The organism is Paenibacillus sp. AK002, from assembly GCF_053903045.1.
Map to the genome: position 1 here is coordinate 4,105,177 of NZ_CP096377.1, position 18,969 is coordinate 4,124,145.

Annotated in this window: 16 protein-coding genes; 1 reads left to right on the forward strand and 15 read right to left on the reverse strand. The window is 52.5% G+C overall.

Annotated elements, in window-relative coordinates; translation table 11 throughout:
* The 6 genes from M1D70_RS17995 to M1D70_RS18020 form a co-directional block, all read right to left on the reverse strand.
* Nucleotides 1–1,872 (reverse strand): cache domain-containing sensor histidine kinase, encoded by a 1,872-nt coding sequence (locus M1D70_RS17995; protein WP_456287548.1) that lies wholly within the window; start codon nucleotides 1,870–1,872, stop codon nucleotides 1–3.
* The gene (locus tag M1D70_RS18000; RefSeq protein ID WP_456287549.1) at nucleotides 1,869–2,918 is read right to left on the reverse strand and encodes a response regulator transcription factor; all 1,050 of its coding nucleotides are present in this window, start codon (nucleotides 2,916–2,918) and stop codon (nucleotides 1,869–1,871) included. Before M1D70_RS18000 ends, M1D70_RS17995 begins: the two co-directional genes overlap by 4 nt.
* Before the next feature lie 110 nt (nucleotides 2,919–3,028).
* On the reverse strand, nucleotides 3,029–4,606 hold the full coding sequence (locus M1D70_RS18005; RefSeq protein ID WP_456287550.1) for an extracellular solute-binding protein: 1,578 nt from the start codon (nucleotides 4,604–4,606) through the stop codon (nucleotides 3,029–3,031).
* Between the two features lie 125 nt (nucleotides 4,607–4,731).
* Nucleotides 4,732–5,604, reverse strand: coding sequence for a carbohydrate ABC transporter permease (locus M1D70_RS18010; protein ID WP_036660892.1), 873 nt, complete (start codon nucleotides 5,602–5,604; stop codon nucleotides 4,732–4,734).
* Nucleotides 5,605–5,622: 18 nt separating this feature from the next.
* Nucleotides 5,623–6,585: an ABC transporter permease gene (locus M1D70_RS18015; protein WP_009590947.1), complete on the reverse strand. Its 963-nt coding sequence runs from the start codon at nucleotides 6,583–6,585 to the stop codon at nucleotides 5,623–5,625.
* Nucleotides 6,586–6,591: 6 nt separating this feature from the next.
* A complete protein-coding gene (locus tag M1D70_RS18020; RefSeq protein ID WP_009590941.1) occupies nucleotides 6,592–6,774 on the reverse strand; it encodes a tautomerase family protein in 183 nt (60 codons plus the stop codon).
* 261 nt (nucleotides 6,775–7,035) lie between these two features.
* Here M1D70_RS18020 and M1D70_RS18025 point away from each other — a divergent pair, with 261 nt between their 5' ends.
* Nucleotides 7,036–8,229 carry a glycoside hydrolase family 88 protein gene (locus M1D70_RS18025; protein ID WP_456287551.1) on the forward strand — a complete coding sequence of 398 codons (1,194 nt, stop codon included), beginning with the start codon at nucleotides 7,036–7,038 and terminating at the stop codon, nucleotides 8,227–8,229.
* 19 nt (nucleotides 8,230–8,248) lie between these two features.
* Here the strand turns inward: M1D70_RS18025 and M1D70_RS18030 are convergent, their stop codons facing one another.
* The 9 genes from M1D70_RS18030 to M1D70_RS18070 all read right to left on the reverse strand — a co-directional run bounded on the left by M1D70_RS18030 (nucleotide 8,249) and on the right by M1D70_RS18070 (nucleotide 18,963).
* A complete protein-coding gene (locus tag M1D70_RS18030; protein ID WP_009590934.1) occupies nucleotides 8,249–9,334 on the reverse strand; it encodes a sensor histidine kinase in 1,086 nt (361 codons plus the stop codon).
* The gene (locus tag M1D70_RS18035; RefSeq protein WP_009590956.1) at nucleotides 9,331–10,023 is read right to left on the reverse strand and encodes a response regulator transcription factor; all 693 of its coding nucleotides are present in this window, start codon (nucleotides 10,021–10,023) and stop codon (nucleotides 9,331–9,333) included. Before M1D70_RS18035 ends, M1D70_RS18030 begins: the two co-directional genes overlap by 4 nt.
* A 153-nt stretch (nucleotides 10,024–10,176) precedes the next feature.
* Nucleotides 10,177–11,010, reverse strand: coding sequence for a sugar phosphate isomerase/epimerase family protein (locus M1D70_RS18040; RefSeq protein ID WP_456287552.1), 834 nt, complete (start codon nucleotides 11,008–11,010; stop codon nucleotides 10,177–10,179).
* A 3-nt stretch (nucleotides 11,011–11,013) separates the two neighbouring features.
* Nucleotides 11,014–12,087 (reverse strand): Gfo/Idh/MocA family oxidoreductase, encoded by a 1,074-nt coding sequence (locus M1D70_RS18045; RefSeq protein WP_456287553.1) that lies wholly within the window; start codon nucleotides 12,085–12,087, stop codon nucleotides 11,014–11,016.
* A gap of 183 nt (nucleotides 12,088–12,270) precedes the next feature.
* The gene (gene mglC / locus M1D70_RS18050) at nucleotides 12,271–13,290 is read right to left on the reverse strand and encodes a galactose/methyl galactoside ABC transporter permease MglC (protein ID WP_009590733.1); all 1,020 of its coding nucleotides are present in this window, start codon (nucleotides 13,288–13,290) and stop codon (nucleotides 12,271–12,273) included.
* The gene (locus M1D70_RS18055) at nucleotides 13,268–14,800 is read right to left on the reverse strand and encodes a sugar ABC transporter ATP-binding protein (RefSeq protein WP_456290458.1); all 1,533 of its coding nucleotides are present in this window, start codon (nucleotides 14,798–14,800) and stop codon (nucleotides 13,268–13,270) included. Before M1D70_RS18055 ends, mglC begins: the two co-directional genes overlap by 23 nt.
* 117 nt (nucleotides 14,801–14,917) lie before the next feature.
* Nucleotides 14,918–15,943 carry a galactose ABC transporter substrate-binding protein gene (locus M1D70_RS18060; RefSeq protein ID WP_456290459.1) on the reverse strand — a complete coding sequence of 342 codons (1,026 nt, stop codon included), beginning with the start codon at nucleotides 15,941–15,943 and terminating at the stop codon, nucleotides 14,918–14,920.
* Nucleotides 15,944–16,139: 196 nt separating this feature from the next.
* The gene (locus M1D70_RS18065) at nucleotides 16,140–17,138 is read right to left on the reverse strand and encodes a substrate-binding domain-containing protein (RefSeq protein WP_456287554.1); all 999 of its coding nucleotides are present in this window, start codon (nucleotides 17,136–17,138) and stop codon (nucleotides 16,140–16,142) included.
* Nucleotides 17,131–18,963 (reverse strand): cache domain-containing sensor histidine kinase, encoded by a 1,833-nt coding sequence (locus M1D70_RS18070; protein WP_009596038.1) that lies wholly within the window; start codon nucleotides 18,961–18,963, stop codon nucleotides 17,131–17,133. The genes M1D70_RS18065 and M1D70_RS18070 overlap by 8 nt, the downstream gene beginning before the upstream one ends.
* Nucleotides 18,964–18,969 lie beyond the last annotated feature (6 nt).

An 18,969-nucleotide genomic window follows, 5' to 3' on the forward strand; every position in this document is an offset into this window, starting at 1 on the left:
TTAGGTTTGCAGCTGTTTCAGCCTGTTTTCTTGCTCACGCATTCTTTCCATTCGCGGCATCGTCATGACGATGCTTGTGCCTTGACTCGGCGAACTATGAACCGTTATCCCGTACGTTTCGCCGTAAACCATCTGAATTCGCCGATGGACGTTCACGATGCCGATGCCGCCTCTGCGCCGGGCGCGTTTCCCCTCTTCATCATCGACCAAGCGGTTTTCCTCGAGCCTTTTGCGCAGTTTATGAAGCTTATGGTCCGCAATGCCTGCCCCGTTGTCCTCGACCATGACCAGCAAATTGTCTCCGTCGACTCTCGTATCAATCCGAATGTAATGCCACGCCTCGATTCCTTCCGGAAAGGCATGCTGGAAAATATTCTCCACAATCGGCTGCAGGGAGAGCCTGACCATTTTCTCCAACAGGAGCTCGGGCGGCGTTGCCACCTCGATCTCAAAATCGCGCCCGATCCGATGCTTCAAGATCATCATGTAATGCCGCACATGGTTCAGCTCGTTGGCAATCGTGATTTCCTCCAGATTGGTCTGAATGGAATATCGAAGCATGAAAGCCATGGCCTCCACCATGTCCGAAATTTCGTCCGAATCCTGAACGATCGCGTAACAGTTGATCGTTTCCAGCGTGTTGTACAAAAAATGCGGATTGATCTGCAATTGAAGCGCCTGAAACTCGGCCCGCTGGCGCTCCAGCTGTATGTCCTGCAGCTCCAGCTGCGTCTTCTGATTGTGGAGCTCCGTGTCGTATACCTGCTCGATCATGTCGGACAACCGGCTGACCATGAGATTGTAGCTGTGGATCAATCCCCCGATTTCATCCTCGCGCGGTTTCACGTCGGTGATGTGCGTCCAGTTCCCTTTCTCCGTCTGCCTCATCCCGTTCTTCAAATTGCGGATCGGATTCACGATCGATTTCCCGAATCTGTATGCCAGAACGAGCGCAATGAACAAGGTGACAAAGCCTACGATAATGGTGGTGGAGCGAATGCCCGAAATCGGCGCCCGAAGCTCATCCAGCGGCATCATAATGACGAGGCTCCAGCCCGAATATTCGGACTGGCGCGAGATGATCATCGCTTTCTCGCCTAATACCGGTTCGATGAAGCGATGATCGCCCTTGGCGATAATGCGCTTCGGCAGGTCCGTGGTCGTGATTCCCTCCATATCCACGTGCTCTGGGGCATAAACGACCTCGCCTTCGCGGTCCAGGATGAAAAAGAAGCCCTGCTCCCCAAGGTCGACGCCATTCCATAAACCCGACAGCTGATCTTCATTGAACTCTACCGCAAGCACGCCTTTAACGTCGTAGGAATTCATTCCCCGGATTTTGCGGGCAACCGTAATGACGTTGTCGCGATCCTGTTCCAGCAGGCTGGTCTTCAAGATGACGATCTCCCCGTTCCCCGGCGTCTTCTCCGTCAATTCACGAAGACGGTCCGAAGGATCGATCGACATGGCGGAGAAATTCTGGTTCTGATCGAAAATCGACCGGCCATGGAACCCCAGGATGTACATCAAATGGGTCTGCGTAGGGTATTGAATGAAGATTTTCTGAAAAACATCCTTTCGGATGAGATGGGTGAACCGGTAATGCTCATAGCTGTCGCTGGGATCCATATCCAAGAATCGTTTCACCGAATCCTGCAGCAAAATCGTATTGCTGATCCGCTCGAACATTTTCAGCTGATTATCCGTTTGCCTTGCGGCGTTCGTGATGACGGTGGTCATATACTTCTCGACCTGCTCGTCAATCGCTTCGGATGATTTCATGTAGAAGAAGACGCCGACCGTGGTAAGCGAGAACATCACGACGATGAAGAAGTACAGGAAGATTTGACGGGACAGGCTCTTCCGCATCATTCGATCCCCAGCATCTCCCGGTATTCGGAAGGGGTGTAACCGGTGACCTTCTTAAAGGTTTTGGTAAAATGGGGATGATCCGCATACCCCACTTCGAACGAAATGTCCGTAATTTTATAATGCGGAATGGCAAGGAGCTTCTTCGCCTTCTCCATTCGTTTCTTGATCCGGTAATGGACAAAGGTCTCGTCCGTCATCTGCTTGAACAGCTGGCTGAAATAGGACGGGTTGAGTCCAAGCATGTCGGCCACCTCATCCAGCGAGAGATCGCGGGACAAGTTGCGCTCGATATAGGCTTTCGCTTCCTCTACAGGCTCCTTCGCATTCCCTTTTCGCTTCTCGCGTATGAGCTTCACCGTCTGATTCACGGCCAGACGAAATCTCTCGAAATAATGATGGTTCCCTCCGGGCGCAGGCCCCGATATTCCCGTCATGCGTTCGAACGAATATACGTCCCTGCCGTTTAACTGCTTGATCAACTTCGCGTACAGCTCATCCAGCAGCTCCTGAAGCTGGATCGATTCGAACCGGCGCTCATTGCAATAATCCTCGATTTCCTGCAGCTTCATCTGGATATCGTTCATTTGCAAATGCCATACGGCCAGCTCCAGCTGCTCCAGCCAATCCTCCAGCTTGGAAAGCGGAAAATAGAACCGCTGCTTCTCCTGCATGGACTTTCGATCCGCCATCAATTTGTTCATGGTGTTATGTACCACCGATTTGGTCACGGGCTTGAGCAGGTATTCCTTAACCCCATACGACATACATTTCTGGGCGTATTCGAAATCGCCGTATCCGGAGATGACAACGACCGTGATATCGCCGTATGCTTCATATAACTGCTTGCTTAACTCCAGGCCGTCCATCCTGGGCATCTTGATATCCGTAAATATGAAGTCCGGTCGTGCCGTCTGGATCGCTTCCAACGCTTCCATGCCGTTTCCGGCCGTTTCCGCTTGAATCATGGCCGGATCTGTCTGCGTGATCAGTTTCGCCAAGCCCATTCTTATCATAGGTTCATCATCAACGACCAGAATGCGGTACATCACCCATTCCCCTTTCAAAACAGCGAGAGTAGTTTAGCTTTAGCAAGATACTCCTCTGCTTAGACAAGCAGAGGAGTCATTCTTCAACACTATACTAAAACATGCCCCGCTTATTCGAAAGCGTTTTCTTTTTCGTTATATCGTTTCGTTGTTTCCTCAATAATCTCTTTACCGCCCTTGGACAGATACTCCTCGAGCACCTTGCCGTAGTTATCGATCGGCTCCCTGCCGTATACCATGCGAAGCACATGCTCCAGAATCAGCGGAGGCAGTTCATCCGACTTCGGATTCAGCTCCGGATATTTCACCATCGCCTCCAGTCTCGGGTCGAATTCGATTCCGCGGCGGCCCTCATTCGATAACATGTTATCAAAAGCATCAATCAGCTCTTTGCCGGAATCGGACAATTCGGATACGCGTTTGTTGTACGTTGTGTCCTGCACCAGCCACAGCCAGTAGTTCAAATAACGCATCTTATCCGCGCCTGCTGCGTCCGTCGGTACCTCGAAGACCGGCTTTCCGTCGGTTACCTGATAATCCTCGCCCTCGATGCCGAAGCTGAAGAACAATTCCGCGTCCTCACTGACCATCCAGTTGAAGAACTTCACGATATCCTCCGCTTTATCCTTCGCCTTCGCGTTGATGAAGAATGAACGCGTGACCGGATTATAATGGGCATATCCCCCTTTACCGTCAGGTCCTACAGGCGAAGGAATCAGCGCCACTTTCGCGTCCGGCACATTCTCCTTCAGCTGGGTTCCCCAGATCGGAAGTTCGTTGGCATTCATAGACCACATGCCGGCTTTGCCGCTCGTGACGATGGATTTGAAATCCGCGCTTTCAATGGTCGCGAATTCCTTGCTGATCAATCCTTCCTCATGCATCGTCTTATAGATCTGAATTGCCTGCTTCATATTTTCTTCGTCAAAGAAGGTTGGCTTTACTTGCCCGTCCGGGAACACCTTGAATTGGTTCAGATAACCCAGCACGTCATACGCCCCGAAGAAGGTATCGGCATATTTGAAATTCTGACGTCCCGCATAAGGCTGCTCCACCCCGGCTTCCTTGAACGCGCGCAGAACATCCATCGTTTCTTCCACCGTCGTCGGGATCTCCTTCCCTACCTTTTCCAGCAGGTCGGTCCGAATCCATGTCGCCCGTCTGGACGGATTGGACAAGATTTCGGGAATCCCGTAAATATTGCCCGTCTTGGAATCCGTCATCCGCTTCCAGGCTTCCTCGGGGATAAACTTGAGCAGGTCCTGCCCATGCTCCTGCAGCAGGTCGTTGAGCGGAAGAAAGACTCCGTTCTCCACGGCACCCGCCAGCTCGGGACCGCTGATTCCGCCAGTTCCCTGCACCACATCCGGTATGTCGTTCGTTGCGAACATCTGCACCATTTTATCCTGATATTCGTTATGCGGAATGAGACGGATTTCGAGGTCCGTATTCGTCATTTTCTCTAGCTCCAGCACGTACTTATCCTGGTTGATATCCGGATTCTTCTCAACGTAGGAAACGTTAAGCGTCCGCATCGAAATGGAAAATTTCGTGGCTCCCGCTTCATTCCCGCCTTGGCCGTCGCCCCCGGCGTTGGCTCCTCCGCCTCCGCCATTATTGCCCGCACAGCCGACGAGCATGGCCAGTACAAGACCTGACGTAAGCGCACGTGTCCAGCTTTTTCTCATGAATACCCCTCTTTTCAAGCTAATATAGTCGCTTATAATAGCGCTTTCAAACTTAATATCAGTATAGAGAGCCGTCTGGGCGGGAACAAGGAATGTCTTTGGCTCGGTTTGTCGTTTTTTTAGGGTTATTCTTTGATCGACCCGATCATCATCCCGTGAATGAAGAAGCGCTGCAGAAACGGATACAAGAGAATGATGGGCAGCGTGGCTACCAGAATAACCGCCATCTGAATGCCCTGCACGGACTGGGAGCTTGCTTCGAACGCCATGTTGCCCGTATCGGTCAGGCCCTCGTTCACCAGAAGCTCCCTCAATTTGACCTGGAGCGGATACTTACTGCGGTCATTGATATAGTAAAGGGCATCCATATATTTGTTCCAATTCGTAACGGAATAGAATATCCCTACCGTCGCCAGCGCCGGCTTGGATAACGGAAGCACGATGCTCCACAGGGTACGGACCTCGCTGCATCCGTCGATTCGGGACGAATCGATCAGTTCGCCCGGAATTTGGGTGAAGAACGTGCGAAGCACAAACAGGTTGAATGCGCTGATCGCCGATGGCAGCATCAAGGACCACAGCGTGTTGACGAGATTCAGCTCGCGCATCAGTATGAATTGGGGGATGAGCGGTGCCGTAAAAATCATGGTCAACAGGATGATTATCATGATGGTTTTTCTGCCGACGTATTCGGGCCTGGAGAGCGGGTACGCCAGCGAAGCGGTTGCTGCCAGATTGATGAAGGTTCCGAATATCGTAATATAGACGCTGATCCCGAATGCCCTCCAGATGGAAACATCGTTGAATACATGCTTGTAGTATGCAAAGGTAAATTCCACCGGCCAGAACATCACTTCTCCGCGATCGATAGCGCCAGGGCTGCTGAACGACTGGGCAATGACATTGAGAAAAGGGAGCAGCATGGTGAGTGCAAGAAAGGTAAGGATGATATAGTTCAATACAAGAAACATTTTTCTGCCTGCACTGTCGTATTTCACGTTGGTGGTCACTCCCCTCTAATACAGCGACTCGCCGGTCGCTTTCTTGCTGATGGTGTTTGCAATGGTGATCAGGAACAAGCCGACAACGGACTTGAACACCCCGATGGCGGTGGCATAACTGTACTGAAGCTGCTGCAAGCCGGCTTTGTAAATGTACGTGTCCAAAATTTCGCTGGACTGGATGTTAAGCGGGTTCTGAAACACGAATACGCGTTCAAACCCGTAATCCATGAAATCCCCGATCTTGAGCAGGAACAGGATTGTTATCACGGGAAGCAGTGCTGGCAGCGTAATGCTGAGGGTCTGGCGCCATCTCCCCGCTCCGTCGATTTCGGAGGCTTCGTAAAGATCCGGATTGATGCCCGCGAGCGCCGCCAGATAGATGATGGTTCCCCAGCCGACATCTCTCCATAATCCGGAGCCCACCAATACCGTTCGAATGTAGGAATCTTCGCCGAGGAAATAGATCGGTTCGAAGCCGAACCACCCGAGCACCACGTTCACGATCCCCGATGACGGGGACAGGATGCCCACAAAGATACCGCTTACAATAACCCATGACAGAAAATGCGGCGCATAGAATATCGTCTGGACAATTTTTTTGTAGACGACCTGGCGAACCTCATTCAGCAATAAAGCCAGGACGATGGGGGCCGTAAAAGCAAACAGAATGTCATATGTACCCAGCAGAAGCGTATTGCGCAGAATTTTCAGAAAATCATAGTGCTGGAACATTCGCCCAAAGTGCTCAAGGCCCACCCAGGGACTTCCCGTTACGCCCTTAAACAAATTGTAGTTCTGGAATGCGATCACGGAGCCCATTAACGGAACATATTTGAACAATCCGAAGAACAGCAGTCCCGGCAGCGATATGAAGTACAGCGCCCTGTATTTCCACATGAATCCGAGCAGCTTTCTCCGTTTATCAAGCTTTCCCTCCAGAATCGGGCTTACCGCTGCTTTGTTTGGCTCGGCCATCTGTCATCACCTCTTGTTTCTCAAATGGGCCGGTGCGTTGTCATCTATCGGAATTTCGTCAAACCGGATGCTGATAAATTCAGGCTCCCGGTCAATGATCCGCGACAGCTCCTTTGTAAAAACATCAACGATTTCGTTCTTCTGCTCATCCGTGCGTCCTTCGTACATTTTAATCGTAATTTGCGGCATCGGCTGATCGCCTCCTTAGGAAATGGATGTGATGAATATCCTTATCCTATAAGTTTTTATGACCGGACAGCAATGGAGGAAGATCGGTTCCTTTGTGTTTTTTTTAGGTGCATCGGCGGCTTGTGTTTTTTTAAGATCGGCTTGTTATTTCAATAGTTCTTAAGCGGTTGGTATAGAATTCCGAGGCGTTCTGTGGAACAATGGTTCCAAACAGCAGCCAACTCGGGCCGCTCGATGCCATCAGTTATGGGAGGCTTTGCGATGAACGGTCAAGTTAAGGAAGAGGAAACGACCTATGCGTCGTTATGGGGGAAACTAGAAAAGAAAGTAATGCGTATGACGGGTCAGCTACAAGGCAAAGTTCCCCATACGACAAAGAACGGGATCTATGATTCCACCCGGATCGATTGGTGGACCTCCGGTTTTTGGCCGGGGATGCTATGGATGATGTATGATATGACCAAGCAGCCGCAGTATAAGGAGTTGGCTTGGGAATGGGATGTTCGGCTTGAACAGGCGCTGATCGGGGACAGTAACTTTCATCACGATGTAGGCTTTCAGTTTCTGCCGACGGCCGTCATCAAATATAAACTGACCGGCGATCCGGATGCCAGGCGGAGAGGATTGTTGGCGGCTACCCTGCTCGCAGGAAGGTATAACCCCGTCGGCAGATTCATTCGCGCTTGGAATCAGGTGAAGCCTACCTCGTGGAACCACGGAAACGAAGGCTGGTCCATCATCGATTCCACCATGAATCTCTCCCTCTTGTTCTGGGCTTCCGAGGAGAGCGGTGATCCGAGATTCGCTCATATTGCCAGAGAGCAGGCCAATACGGTTGTCGAGCATTTCATAAGACCCGACGGCTCGGTTCGGCACATCTGCCGGTTTGACCCGTTGACGGGCGAATATATGGAATCGCTCGGCGGACAAGGCTTTGGACCGGAATCGGCCTGGAGTCGGGGAGCAGCCTGGGCTTTGCACGGGATGGCGAACACCTATCGGTATACCGGCGATATTCGGTATCTCGACGCTGCCAAGCGAGTCGCTCATTACTTCGTGGCTTCCCTTCAGGAAGATTCCATTCCGCTTTGGGATTTTCGGGCGGAGCGCAAGGATTTGGAATACCCCGATCATGATGGAACGGATACATCCCCAATGGCACCGGAGCCAAGGGATACATCCGCGGCATCCTGCGCCGCATCCGGGCTGCTTGAAATCGCGGACCTCGTCCCGCAAGCCGAAAGCGCTCTGTACCGCAGCAGTGCCTTGCGTATCATCGACTCCTTGACGAACCGTTACGCCGAATGGGATGACCCGGATTATGAAGGCATACTGAAAGAGGCCACCGGGCATCTGCCTGCCGGACAAAATATAAACGTCTCGCTCATTTATGGCGATTACTATTATGTTGAGAGCGCAGCCAAGCTAATGGGATGGAAAAACCGGATCTTCTGATCCGGTTTTTTTGTCGTGTTTATTTAATCTTTTTCGGAATCCGAATATAGAAGCAGCTGCCGCCAACATGCTCATCTCCGCTTTCGGCCCACACGTGGCCGCCATGAGCGGAAACCAGCTGCTTGACGATGGCCAGCCCCATTCCGCTTCCGCCGCTTAACCGATTCCTCGACTTATCCCCCCGATACAGCCTTTCGAATATATACGGCAGATCGGATTGGGAGATGCCCTGTCCCGAATCCCGAATCCGAATCAGGGCATCGGCCCCTTCGTCCACGAGATGGGCTTGCACCGTACCGCCGGACGGGGTGTAGTGCAAGGCATTGCTTAACACATTGATCAGAATCTGGAGCATCCGGTCTGGATCCACCTCGGCTGTGATCGACGAACTGCTGGCATAATGCAGACTCACTTCTTTTTCATGATACATCGCCTTCGCCAACGTGACGGCTCTCTCCATAATATGGCTCAGATCCTGCTCGGACCGGGACAGCTGAAACTCCGGGGATTCCATATCGTGCAGCTCCTCCAGCTCCGTGACGAGCTGAATCAAACGGTCGATTTCATCCAAGCAGGTGCGGAAACGTTCTGCAGTCGGCTCCCATACCCCGTCCTCGAGTGCACGGGTGTGACTCTTTAACGTGGTTAGCGGCGTTCGGAGCTCATGCGCGATATCCTGCGTCATGTTCCTGCGAAGCAACTCCTGTTTCTGCAGCTGCACGGCCAGCTCATTCAGCGAAGCACCAAGCCCAGCAATTTCATCGTACCCCCCGGCTGCCACGCGGATATCCCATTTTCCCTGCGTCATCATTTCTGCCGCCCGCTTCATCTGGACGAGGGGAGCCGAAATCCTTCTTGCTACATAGATTCCTATTATGGAGGCTATGGCAATCGATAACAGGCAGGTTAAGATAATCGATTGCATCTGCGCCTGCTCCAAATGATAGTTCAGCTCATCCATTCCGCTGTGCCCGCTGGACTGCTGCTGGTACATCGCGATATGGTAATGGTTCGTCACGATGTTGATCACGGTAAACACGATCAGGATCCCTGCCGTGATGCTGATAATGATGGCGGCGAGCCTCAGGTCAAGCCGATGCTTCAAGCCCCGTCACCTCCGAAGCGGTAGCCGAATCCGTAAACGGTAAGGATATACTTCGGCTGCCTCGGGTCGGATTCGATCTTGTGCCGCAGATTCTTGATATGCTGGTCAATAATGCGGATATCACCGATAAAATCATAACCTAACACCCGGTCGACCAGTTCTTCGCGGGAGAAGTTCCGCTGCGGGTATTTGGCCAACAGCAGCAGCAGTTTATATTCGCTCGGCGTCAAATTCACGATTTGTCCATGGCTGGTGACCTCATGCTTCATCGAATGGATGACCAATGCGCCTTCATCATACACAATGACGTCCGCGAGCAGCTTGCTGTCATCCCCCCGCCTCAAGACAGCCTTGACCCTTGCCACGACTTCCCGTGGGTCGAACGGCTTCACGATGTAATCATCGGCTCCGATCGCAAATCCGCCGATCCGGCTGCTCTGAGCCACCTTAGCCGTTAACATCACGATGGGGACCGAGCTAAACGTTCGAATTTCCTTGCATATCCGTTCACCGTCCATATCCGGCAGCATGAGGTCCAATAGGACAAGGTCCACGGCTTGTCCTCGCAGGCAATCGAATGCCTCCGCACCGTTCGCCGCTTCCAGCGTCAAGTAACGTTCTTTGTTCAAATAAGATACAAGAACTTCTCGAATATTCGGTTCATCATCCACGATTAATATGGTTTTCATTCTGGTATCTCCTTATAGAATCCTTCATCAGTTCAAGTCAACTGTAACATAAGTCCCCATTGTAACTGAAACTTGTGAAGATTCCATGAGGATCAACAAGATGGTCCATGAAGCCCATGCGTTTCTTGGGCTTCATGGTAGCCTGTCGTCTCATCACGTGGCATTTATAAGAGACTTCAGATAAGAGACGCTTTGCGTCACCTGGCTTTCATGCAAGCCGTGAAGAATCAGCGGTCCGTCAAAACGATAAGCGCGCAGAAGCTGAATGTATGCTTCATAGTCCAGTTCTCCGGTTCCGGCAGCCCTGTACCGGAATCCATCTACTGTCGAATAATCCTTGGCATGAGCGATAATAACATGTTCACCGAGCAGTGACAGCGCTTGATCTACCACCTCTGTCAAAGCCTTTCCGTCGTTCGGATTGAACAAATTCGCTGCGTCCAGTACCACCTTCAACCGTGGAGTACGCATCGTGTCCAGCAGCTGTCTGGCTTTGACGGCATCGCTGATCACATTGGCCGGCTCCGGTTCAACGGCCAGCTCAAGCCCGAATTCTTCTGCTATATTCACCAATACCTGCATGGTGCTTAGCAGATCATCCCATGCTTCCGGCGAATCGTTGTCCATGTGCCTTCTCCACATGTCGATTGGATCTCTCGTGCCTGTGCACAGGGTAATGACGGTCGTCCCCATTGATTGGCACATCGCTGCCAAATGGCGAAACCGGCGAATGTCATCCTGCCGTTTCCCCCGATCGGGGTGGATCATATTGAAGGTACCGGATACGGCGGCCATCTGAAGATGCCGATTCTCGCACGCTGCTTGAATATGTGCCGCGGTCCCCAGGTCGACGGCTTCCGGCAGCGACGGAAGAGCGGCGCAGGAAAGATTGAACTGGATGACCTCCAATCCGGCAGCGATAACAGCGTCCAAGTTTTCTTCCAGTGTCGGCCTCTCAAACGTCTTGGAGAATATGCCCAATCTCATCACTCATACGCCTCCCGATACTTCAGCCAGCTTTACCGTCCTGCCGCTCTCAACGGATCTGGCAATCGCCGCCATCGCGCGCATGGCTGCTACTCCGTCATCCAGATCGGCTCCTCGCATGGGTGCCTGCTCCAGAATCGTATCCGCGAAGCCTTCCACCTGCAGCTTGAAGAAATGCGCATCTTCGCCTAGCGGCCTGTGATAACAACCGTCGCGCGAGGAGAACACCTCGACGTCGCTTGACTTGAAGAGCCACGGATTGTAGGTCTTGCCAACAACGCTTCCGTGTTCACCGTAAATTTGAAAGCCTTCATGCCAGTCCATCCGGACGGCGACCGTAAGATCCAGATGCCCTACAGCGCCCGATGCAAACTGAACGGTGACGAACCAGTTATATGCGCCGAACTTCTGCGTATTCCATGCCGTCACGCTCACCAGGTCCCCCCCTAAAAAGCGGGCCGTATCCACCAGATGGCTGCCATGCGTCAGCATGTAATAACGCAGCTTATCGAGCTTCGGATTACCTTCCGGCCTCAGGGCATTCGGACTAAGCCGCACCAGCGGCTGCACGTTTTCGGTGACCGTATACCGGTAGGTGGAATCGCAGTACCATGCTTTCAGAGCCAGCATCTCCCCCATCTCTTGCTCAATAAACCGTTTGGCATAAGCGATGCCGGGATCAAAGCGTTTCATGTTTCCGATTTGGACAACACAACCGGAATCCCTTGCTCTCCGCTGTAATTCCTCACACTCTTCTACGGTGACGCCAAGCGGCTTCTCCACGAGAACATGTTTTCCTGCTTCGATGGCTTTAAGTGCGGCTTTCACGTGAAATTGATCCGCGATGCCAATGATGACAGCTTCCACCTCGGGATCTGCCAGCATCTTGTCATAATCCTTGTAGGTTCGTACCGGCTGATGGATTTCGGCCATGCGGTTCAGCAAATCCTCCGCGACGTCGCATATCGCATAAAGGCGTGCATTGCGCGCCCTCCGGCAAGCTTCGAAGTGTCCGTACTGCGATATGGGGCCGCAGCCCAGCACCGCCACATTCAATGTGTTTCTATTCTCGGCCATGACAGCACCTCCTGTAGTTGATGATTATAAGAAAAACGCCGATCGACGTACTTCTCAGAAGACAGACCGCGTTAGAGGAAGTTTTTCTTCCGATTATTGAATTGTTCAGCTCCGCTGAAAACTAATAAATTCTATAATCTATGGCAAAAGCCGCAGGATATACTCCTGCGGCCACATTCCCTCTTATTTTTTTGCCATGTATTTGCGAATGTCAAATGCTACCGCTGCTACGATAATAAGCCCTTTGATGATCAATTGCCAATAAGGGCTGACGCCGATAAAGGTTAAACCGTAATTGATAACGCCGAAGATCAGAACCCCGGCCATCACGCCAGGCACCGTGCCGATGCCGCCAGCCGTGGATACGCCCCCGACCACGCATGCCGCTATCGCATCCAGTTCATACATGTTGCCATAGTTGTTGGTCGCACCACCGGTTCTTGCAGCCTCCAGCACGCCGGCGATGCCGTACAGTGCACCGGAAATGGCGTAGATCGCGATGAGATTGCGAGCGACATTGATCCCCGATACATGCGCGGCTTGCACGTTGCCGCCAATGGCATACATGTTTTTGCCGAGCCGGGTCTTGTTGAAGATGACCCAGCAGATGAACGCAACAAAGATAGCGATGATGACGATGTATGGGAGTGAGTAACCGCCGCCGAAGTCGATGTAGCCGCTGCCCCACACGGTAAAATCCGATCGTAAGCCGCCGATCGGCTGGGACTGGTTCGGCTCCATATCAAAATAGATGGAATTGACGCCGTATATCCCGACCATCGTACCGAGCGTCGCAATGAACGGCGGCACATGCAGCTTGGCTACGATGAAACCATTGATTAGACCGACGATAAGCCCCGCTATGATGCCGATCAGGATCGGCAATAGAACCGATACCTGGGGCAAATCCGGGAAGAATCGGTTCGCATAAACCTCCGTTTGCAGCATCGAAGCCGATACGACCGCGGTTAAGCCTACGACGCGACCTGCGGAAAGGTCTACCCCGCCGGTGATCAGAATGAATGCCGCTCCCAGCGCGATGATCAATCTGGTCGAGGATTGCTGCAGAATATCCCGCAATGTGGAAAAGGCCAGAAAGTTGGGATCTGCGACGGCAATCCCGATGACGAGCAGTATCAATACTACGAATATGGCGCGCTGCGCCAAATAATCCTTAACCTTAACGATGGCTTGCGAATTCATCGACTTCCCCTCCCGGATCGGCCGACCGCTGCTGTGCGGCCAGCCGCATGATTTCCTCTTCGCTTGCTTCCTGCCCTTCCAGAATTCCTGTCATCCGCCCTTCGCTCATCACCATGATCCGGTCGGACATTCCGAGCAGCTCGGGCATTTCGGAGGAAATCATAATGATGCTCTTCCCTTGCGTCGCCAGCTGCGTAATGATGGAATAAATCTCGAACTTGGCGCCAACATCGATCCCGCGGGTCGGCTCATCCAGCAGCAGGATCTCGGGCTCCGTAAGCAGCCATCTCGCCAGCAGCACCTTCTGCTGGTTCCCGCCCGACAGATTTCGAATCTGGGTATTGACCGACGGCGTCTTGGTTCTCAGCTTCTCCACGTTCGTTCGCGCATCCTCGATGCCTCTGCGTTCATTCAGCAGGAACGCCCAATTCTGATACCTTTGAAGATTGGCAATGACCGTATTCTCGTAGACCGAGAGTACCGGGAATATGCCGGTGACTCTACGCTCCTCCGTCAGCAGTGCCATGTTGTTTTTCTTCGCATCGGAAGGCGACTTGATCTTCACTGGTTTCCCGTTAATCGATATGGTTCCGGAGGCCACCGGACGAAGCCCGAAGAGAGCCTCAACCAATTCCGTACGCTGAGCGCCGACAAGGCCGCCAATGCCCAGAATCTCGCCCTTTCTCAGCTCGAAGGATACATTCTGAAACGATTTCGGATTAGAGGAGCTTAATTGCCGGACCTGCATCCGGGTTTCGCCCGGCATGTTCGTCCGTTCAGGATAGCGCTCCGTCAAATCCCGTCCCACCATACGGGTAATGATCAAATCGGTCGTCAATTCTCCTGCCTGCCAGGTTCCCACGTACTTGCCGTCCCTCATGATCGTGACATCATCGGATATGCGCAGAATTTCTTCCATTTTGTGCGAGATGTAGACGATGGACACACCCTGCGACCGCAGCCTGTTCATAATGCTGAACAGATGCTCCACCTCGTTCCCGGTCAGGGATGAGGTCGGTTCGTCCATTACGATCACTTTGGAGTGATAGGACACCGCTTTGACAATCTCAAGCGATTGGATCTTGGACACCGAAAGCGCTCCTGTTCTTGCCCTAGGATCAATATCGATATCAAGCTCGCGGAACAGCCGAAGCGTGTCCGCTGCCATCTGTTTCTCGTTCACGAATTTCAAGGGCCAGAAGCCCGTCATCGGAAATCTCCCCAGCCATATATTCTCCATCACATTGCGGTGCGGCACGGGATGAAGCTCCTGATGAATCATGGATATTCCGTGATTTAATGCATCCTTGGAGCTGTTGATGGCGACCTTGTCGCCGTTTAAGTAAATGTCGCCTTCATCAGGCTTGTAGATGCCGAATAAACATTTCATCAGCGTTGATTTGCCGGCCCCATTCTCGCCCATGAGCGCATGCACGGTTCCGGGTCTTACCTTGAACGTTACGTCGCTTAATGCCTGAACGCCTGGAAACGCCTTCGATACATTCCGCATCTCCAGCACATATGATTCCGCCACTTTGAATACCTCCTTCGCTTTTCCGGGCCAAAAGAGTCCAATATAAAGGGACAACGCTACGATGAGCCGCTGCCCCTTCTTATAACCCTGCCATTATTTCGCGTCGGCGATATTGTCCTTCGTTATTTTTTTGTAGGCGATCCACACGTATTTACCGTCGGTAATATCAAATCCGGTATTCTCCTTGTTCGGCGTTTCCCCTTTGGAGAGCGCGGCCGCAATGGCAACGGAAGCTTTGCCCTGGCTCTTGGCGTCGTTAAGCACGGTTCCGAGAAGAGTGCCATCTTCCAGCGCCTGGACGGCGGGAGCCGTCGCATCGACGCCCACGACCGGCATGTACTTGTCGCCGCTAAAATACCCTGCCGCTTTCAATGCCTCAATCGCTCCGAGCGCCATATCGTCATTGTTGGCCAGCACCGCTTCAATCTTGTCGCCATGGGACGCGAGGAAGGTTTGCATCTTCTCTTGTCCTTTCACGCGGTCCCACATGGCGGTATCCACCGCAAGCGCTTCCACTTCAATGCCGGCGTCTTGAATCGCCTGAACGGAGAATTTGGTCCGCAGCTCAGCATCCTGATGGCCCGGCTCCCCCTGCAGCAGCACATACTGCAGCTTGCCGTCCCCGTTCTTGTCTGCCTTCGGATTCGCTTTCCAATAATCTACGATCAGCTGGCCGGAGATCGTGCCGGATTCCTCCGCCTTCGCCCCTACGTAATAAACCTTATCCCATTTGTTCATGTCTTCCGCGATCGGCTCCCGGTTCAGGAAAACCACCGGCGTATTGGCGGTTTTCGCCTTGTCGATAATGACGCCCGCTGCCGTGCGATCTACGGGGTTGATAATCATGGAACTGTATTTTTTCGAGATAAACAGATCGATTTTCTCATTCTGGGTCGGCTGCGCATTTTGACTATCCACGATATCCAGTTTGGCTACGCCATTCGCTGCATCGGACATCGCATTCCGAACGCCTGTCATAAAGGTATCGTCGAACTTGTAAATCGCCACCCCGACTTGAGGCGTGCTGCCGCCTGCCACGTCGCCGCCCGTGCTATCGCTGCCGGTTGAACTGCTCCCGCCGTTGTTGCATGCCGCAGTGGCGAGCATCATGCCTGCCATTAGGACAAACAGCCATTTTTTCTTCACTTGGGTTGACCTCCCTGATTCATTCGATATTTCAGTGCTGGCTACGGAACTCGGAAGCCGTATCTCACTGACTACCGCCATTATGCCGGAATGACTCTGATATTCGAATTCAAAATTCTCCTGATTTCTAGCAAAATTCTCATTACTTTACCTTTGTTTCGTGACTTCCTTACTTCACAAATGGAAACAGCACCTTCTGATTATCCATCCAGAACATATTGTCGGCATCAATCACCTTGGTCTCAAGCACGATCGGCTTATCATATCTCGAACCGTCCATTACCTTCACAGCCTGCTCTACGCCCAAGTAGCCCGTGCTGAAGCCGTTCTGTACCACGAGTTTATGAAGGACGCCATCCTGAAGAAGCTGAAGCTGTTCCAGATCGCTGCCGAAGGTGACAATCTTGATCTCCCCTTCGACCTTCCGCCTTGCGACTTCTTTAGCCGCTCCCAAGGAAGCCTGAATATCGAGTGCCAGAATTCCGTCGACGGCGCCCTGATCCAGCAGCTGTTTGGCGGCCTGCCAGCATGCATCCTCGCGTTTGCCGCAAGCCGCGCCGCCCGCTATTTCAATTCCGCCGATATCTGACCATGCCTGTTTGGCTCCTTCTTCGCGGGCGATCAAGTCGGGGTCCTCCCTGTCGGAACGCAGGATGGCTACTGTACCTCGACCTTCAAGCAAGTCGGCCAGCTGCTCGCCCGCCTTGCGTCCGGCAGCTTCATTATTGATCGCGATCGCGGATAAGATGCCTGTGGTCATTCGTTCATCATTCAATGCAATCACGGGGGTACCCGCTGCAGCTGCCTTATCGCCTAATTCCTGCAGCACTGCCTCCGATGCCGGGTCGATCAAGATCGCGGAGACACCCTTCTCCAACATCTTCAAAGCGGCCTGCAACTGCTCATCCTCATCGTCGCTAGGCTCCAGGAAAACATAATCGAGCGCCAATCCGTATTCCTTGGCGGCCGCCTCGGCGCCTAAACGGATCGCATCCCCCTGCTCTTCGGCGTGTACGGGGGCCACAAGGGCAATATGTTGAAGCTCGGGCTCCTCATCCGGGTCCGTATCGGATGAACACGATGTTAAAAGGATCAGGACTGCGACAAGTGCAGCGAAACAGCCCCTAGGTCCAATCGGTAACCGCAGCGGCCGAAAAGTTTTAATCATGCTCGCGTTCCTCCTCGTCCATATCGTGAATGACCGGAATCCGTATGCGAACGGTAGTGCCCGCCTCCTGCTCGCTCTCGAATTCCAGCCCGTACCGTTTGCCGTAATACAGACGAATTCGGTCATGAACATTTCGAACGGCCACGCCTGAACCGGCCGTATTGATAAATGGAGCCGGGTTATGAGGCGTCTCTTTAGCGTCCAAGATCCCTTCAACCATCTGGGGTGTCATCCCAACCCCGTTATCCGTAACCGTCATTTCCAACAATTCGCCTTTTACGGCTGCCCCTATGCGAATATGCCCCTGATCCACCATATACTCGATGCCGTGCACGATGGCATTCTCGATTAAAGGCTGAAGCACCAGCTTGAGGGTGTAACAGGATAGCGCGGCTTCGTCCGCTTCGATTACAAAATCGAATTTCTGTTTATATCTCATCTGTTGTATGGTCAAATAATGCCGTGCGTGCTCCAGCTCTTCCCGGACGCTTATCGATGTCTTCCCTTTGCTCAAGCTCAAACGAAACAGCTTCGACAAGGAAGTAATCATCGTAATGACCTCCTCCTTCTTGCTCATTCCTGCCATGCGAACAACCGAATTCAGGGTGTTGTACAAAAAATGAGGGTTGATCTGGGCCTGCAAGGCTTCCAGCTCATATTTACGCTTCGATTCCTGCTCCTTCACAATCTGTTTCATGAGCTGCCTGATCTTATTCAGCATCAGGTTGAAACGGCTGGACAGCTGCACTACTTCAAGCGGCCCCTGCAACGGGAGCTCCACGTCGAAATCGCCACGTTCCACGGCTTTCATCGTTCTGCCCATGCGGCGAATGGGCCGGGTGAGCATGGCCGAAAGAATCAGGGATACCGCAATGGCCAGCACCAAGACAATGGCAACCACCCGGACCAAATAACGGTTGACCTCTTCTCTTGTGGTCATGATCTCATCCAAATAGGATACGCCAACGATTTTCCAGCCAATGTTGACGACCGATTTGACCGTATTGAGCCGCTTGACCCCATCCGATTCATCGATGTAGCTCTCCGAGGAGGTCAGCGCACGCTCAACGCTCTCATTCCGAAGCCCCATGTAGATTAATTGCTGCTGCGGATGGTACACGATATTTCCCGCTCCTTCGTCGATGATGTACGCATACCCGCGCTTCCCTAGACTGATGCGGCTGCTCAGCTCGTCGATCTTCTTGAAGTTGATATCCACCAGCAGAATGACGTACATCGGCTCCCCGTCATGAACGACCGTAATGCCTTTGCTCATCGTGACAACCCATTCAAACGTGTGGTCATATAAATTCTGAACATGGGGCAGCGAGAAGCTCAGATGGTCGGAGACTCTCATGGCCGAGTGAAACCAGCTCTGTTCCGTCACCTTGGCGCTGGACTTGACCGGAATGGCCGGATGGTTCCGCAGCAGGTCGCCCTGATCATTAAACAAAGCGATAGAGACGATGTCATCTCGGCTTCGCATGATCGTATCGAGCTGTTTTGTCACCTGCTCATCGTCCCACTGCCCGTCTGCCAGCATATTTTCCTCGATCGCCCGATACAGCTGCGCCATCCCGTCCACGTAATCCTCGAGATTATAGCTAACCTGGTCCACGATTTGCTGGGCATTCAGGAATACGCTTTGCTCTGCCGATCGCGAGAATTTATTGAAGAGCAGTACGGCTACCACGATCACAATGAGCAGAATGAACGCCGAGAAGGACCACATGATGATGGATTGAATGCTGTGCGTTCGGAATCGCTTAACCCATCGTTGTACGAACGGTAGAATCGAGTATCGCTTCGTATACGTGATTTTCACCGATGC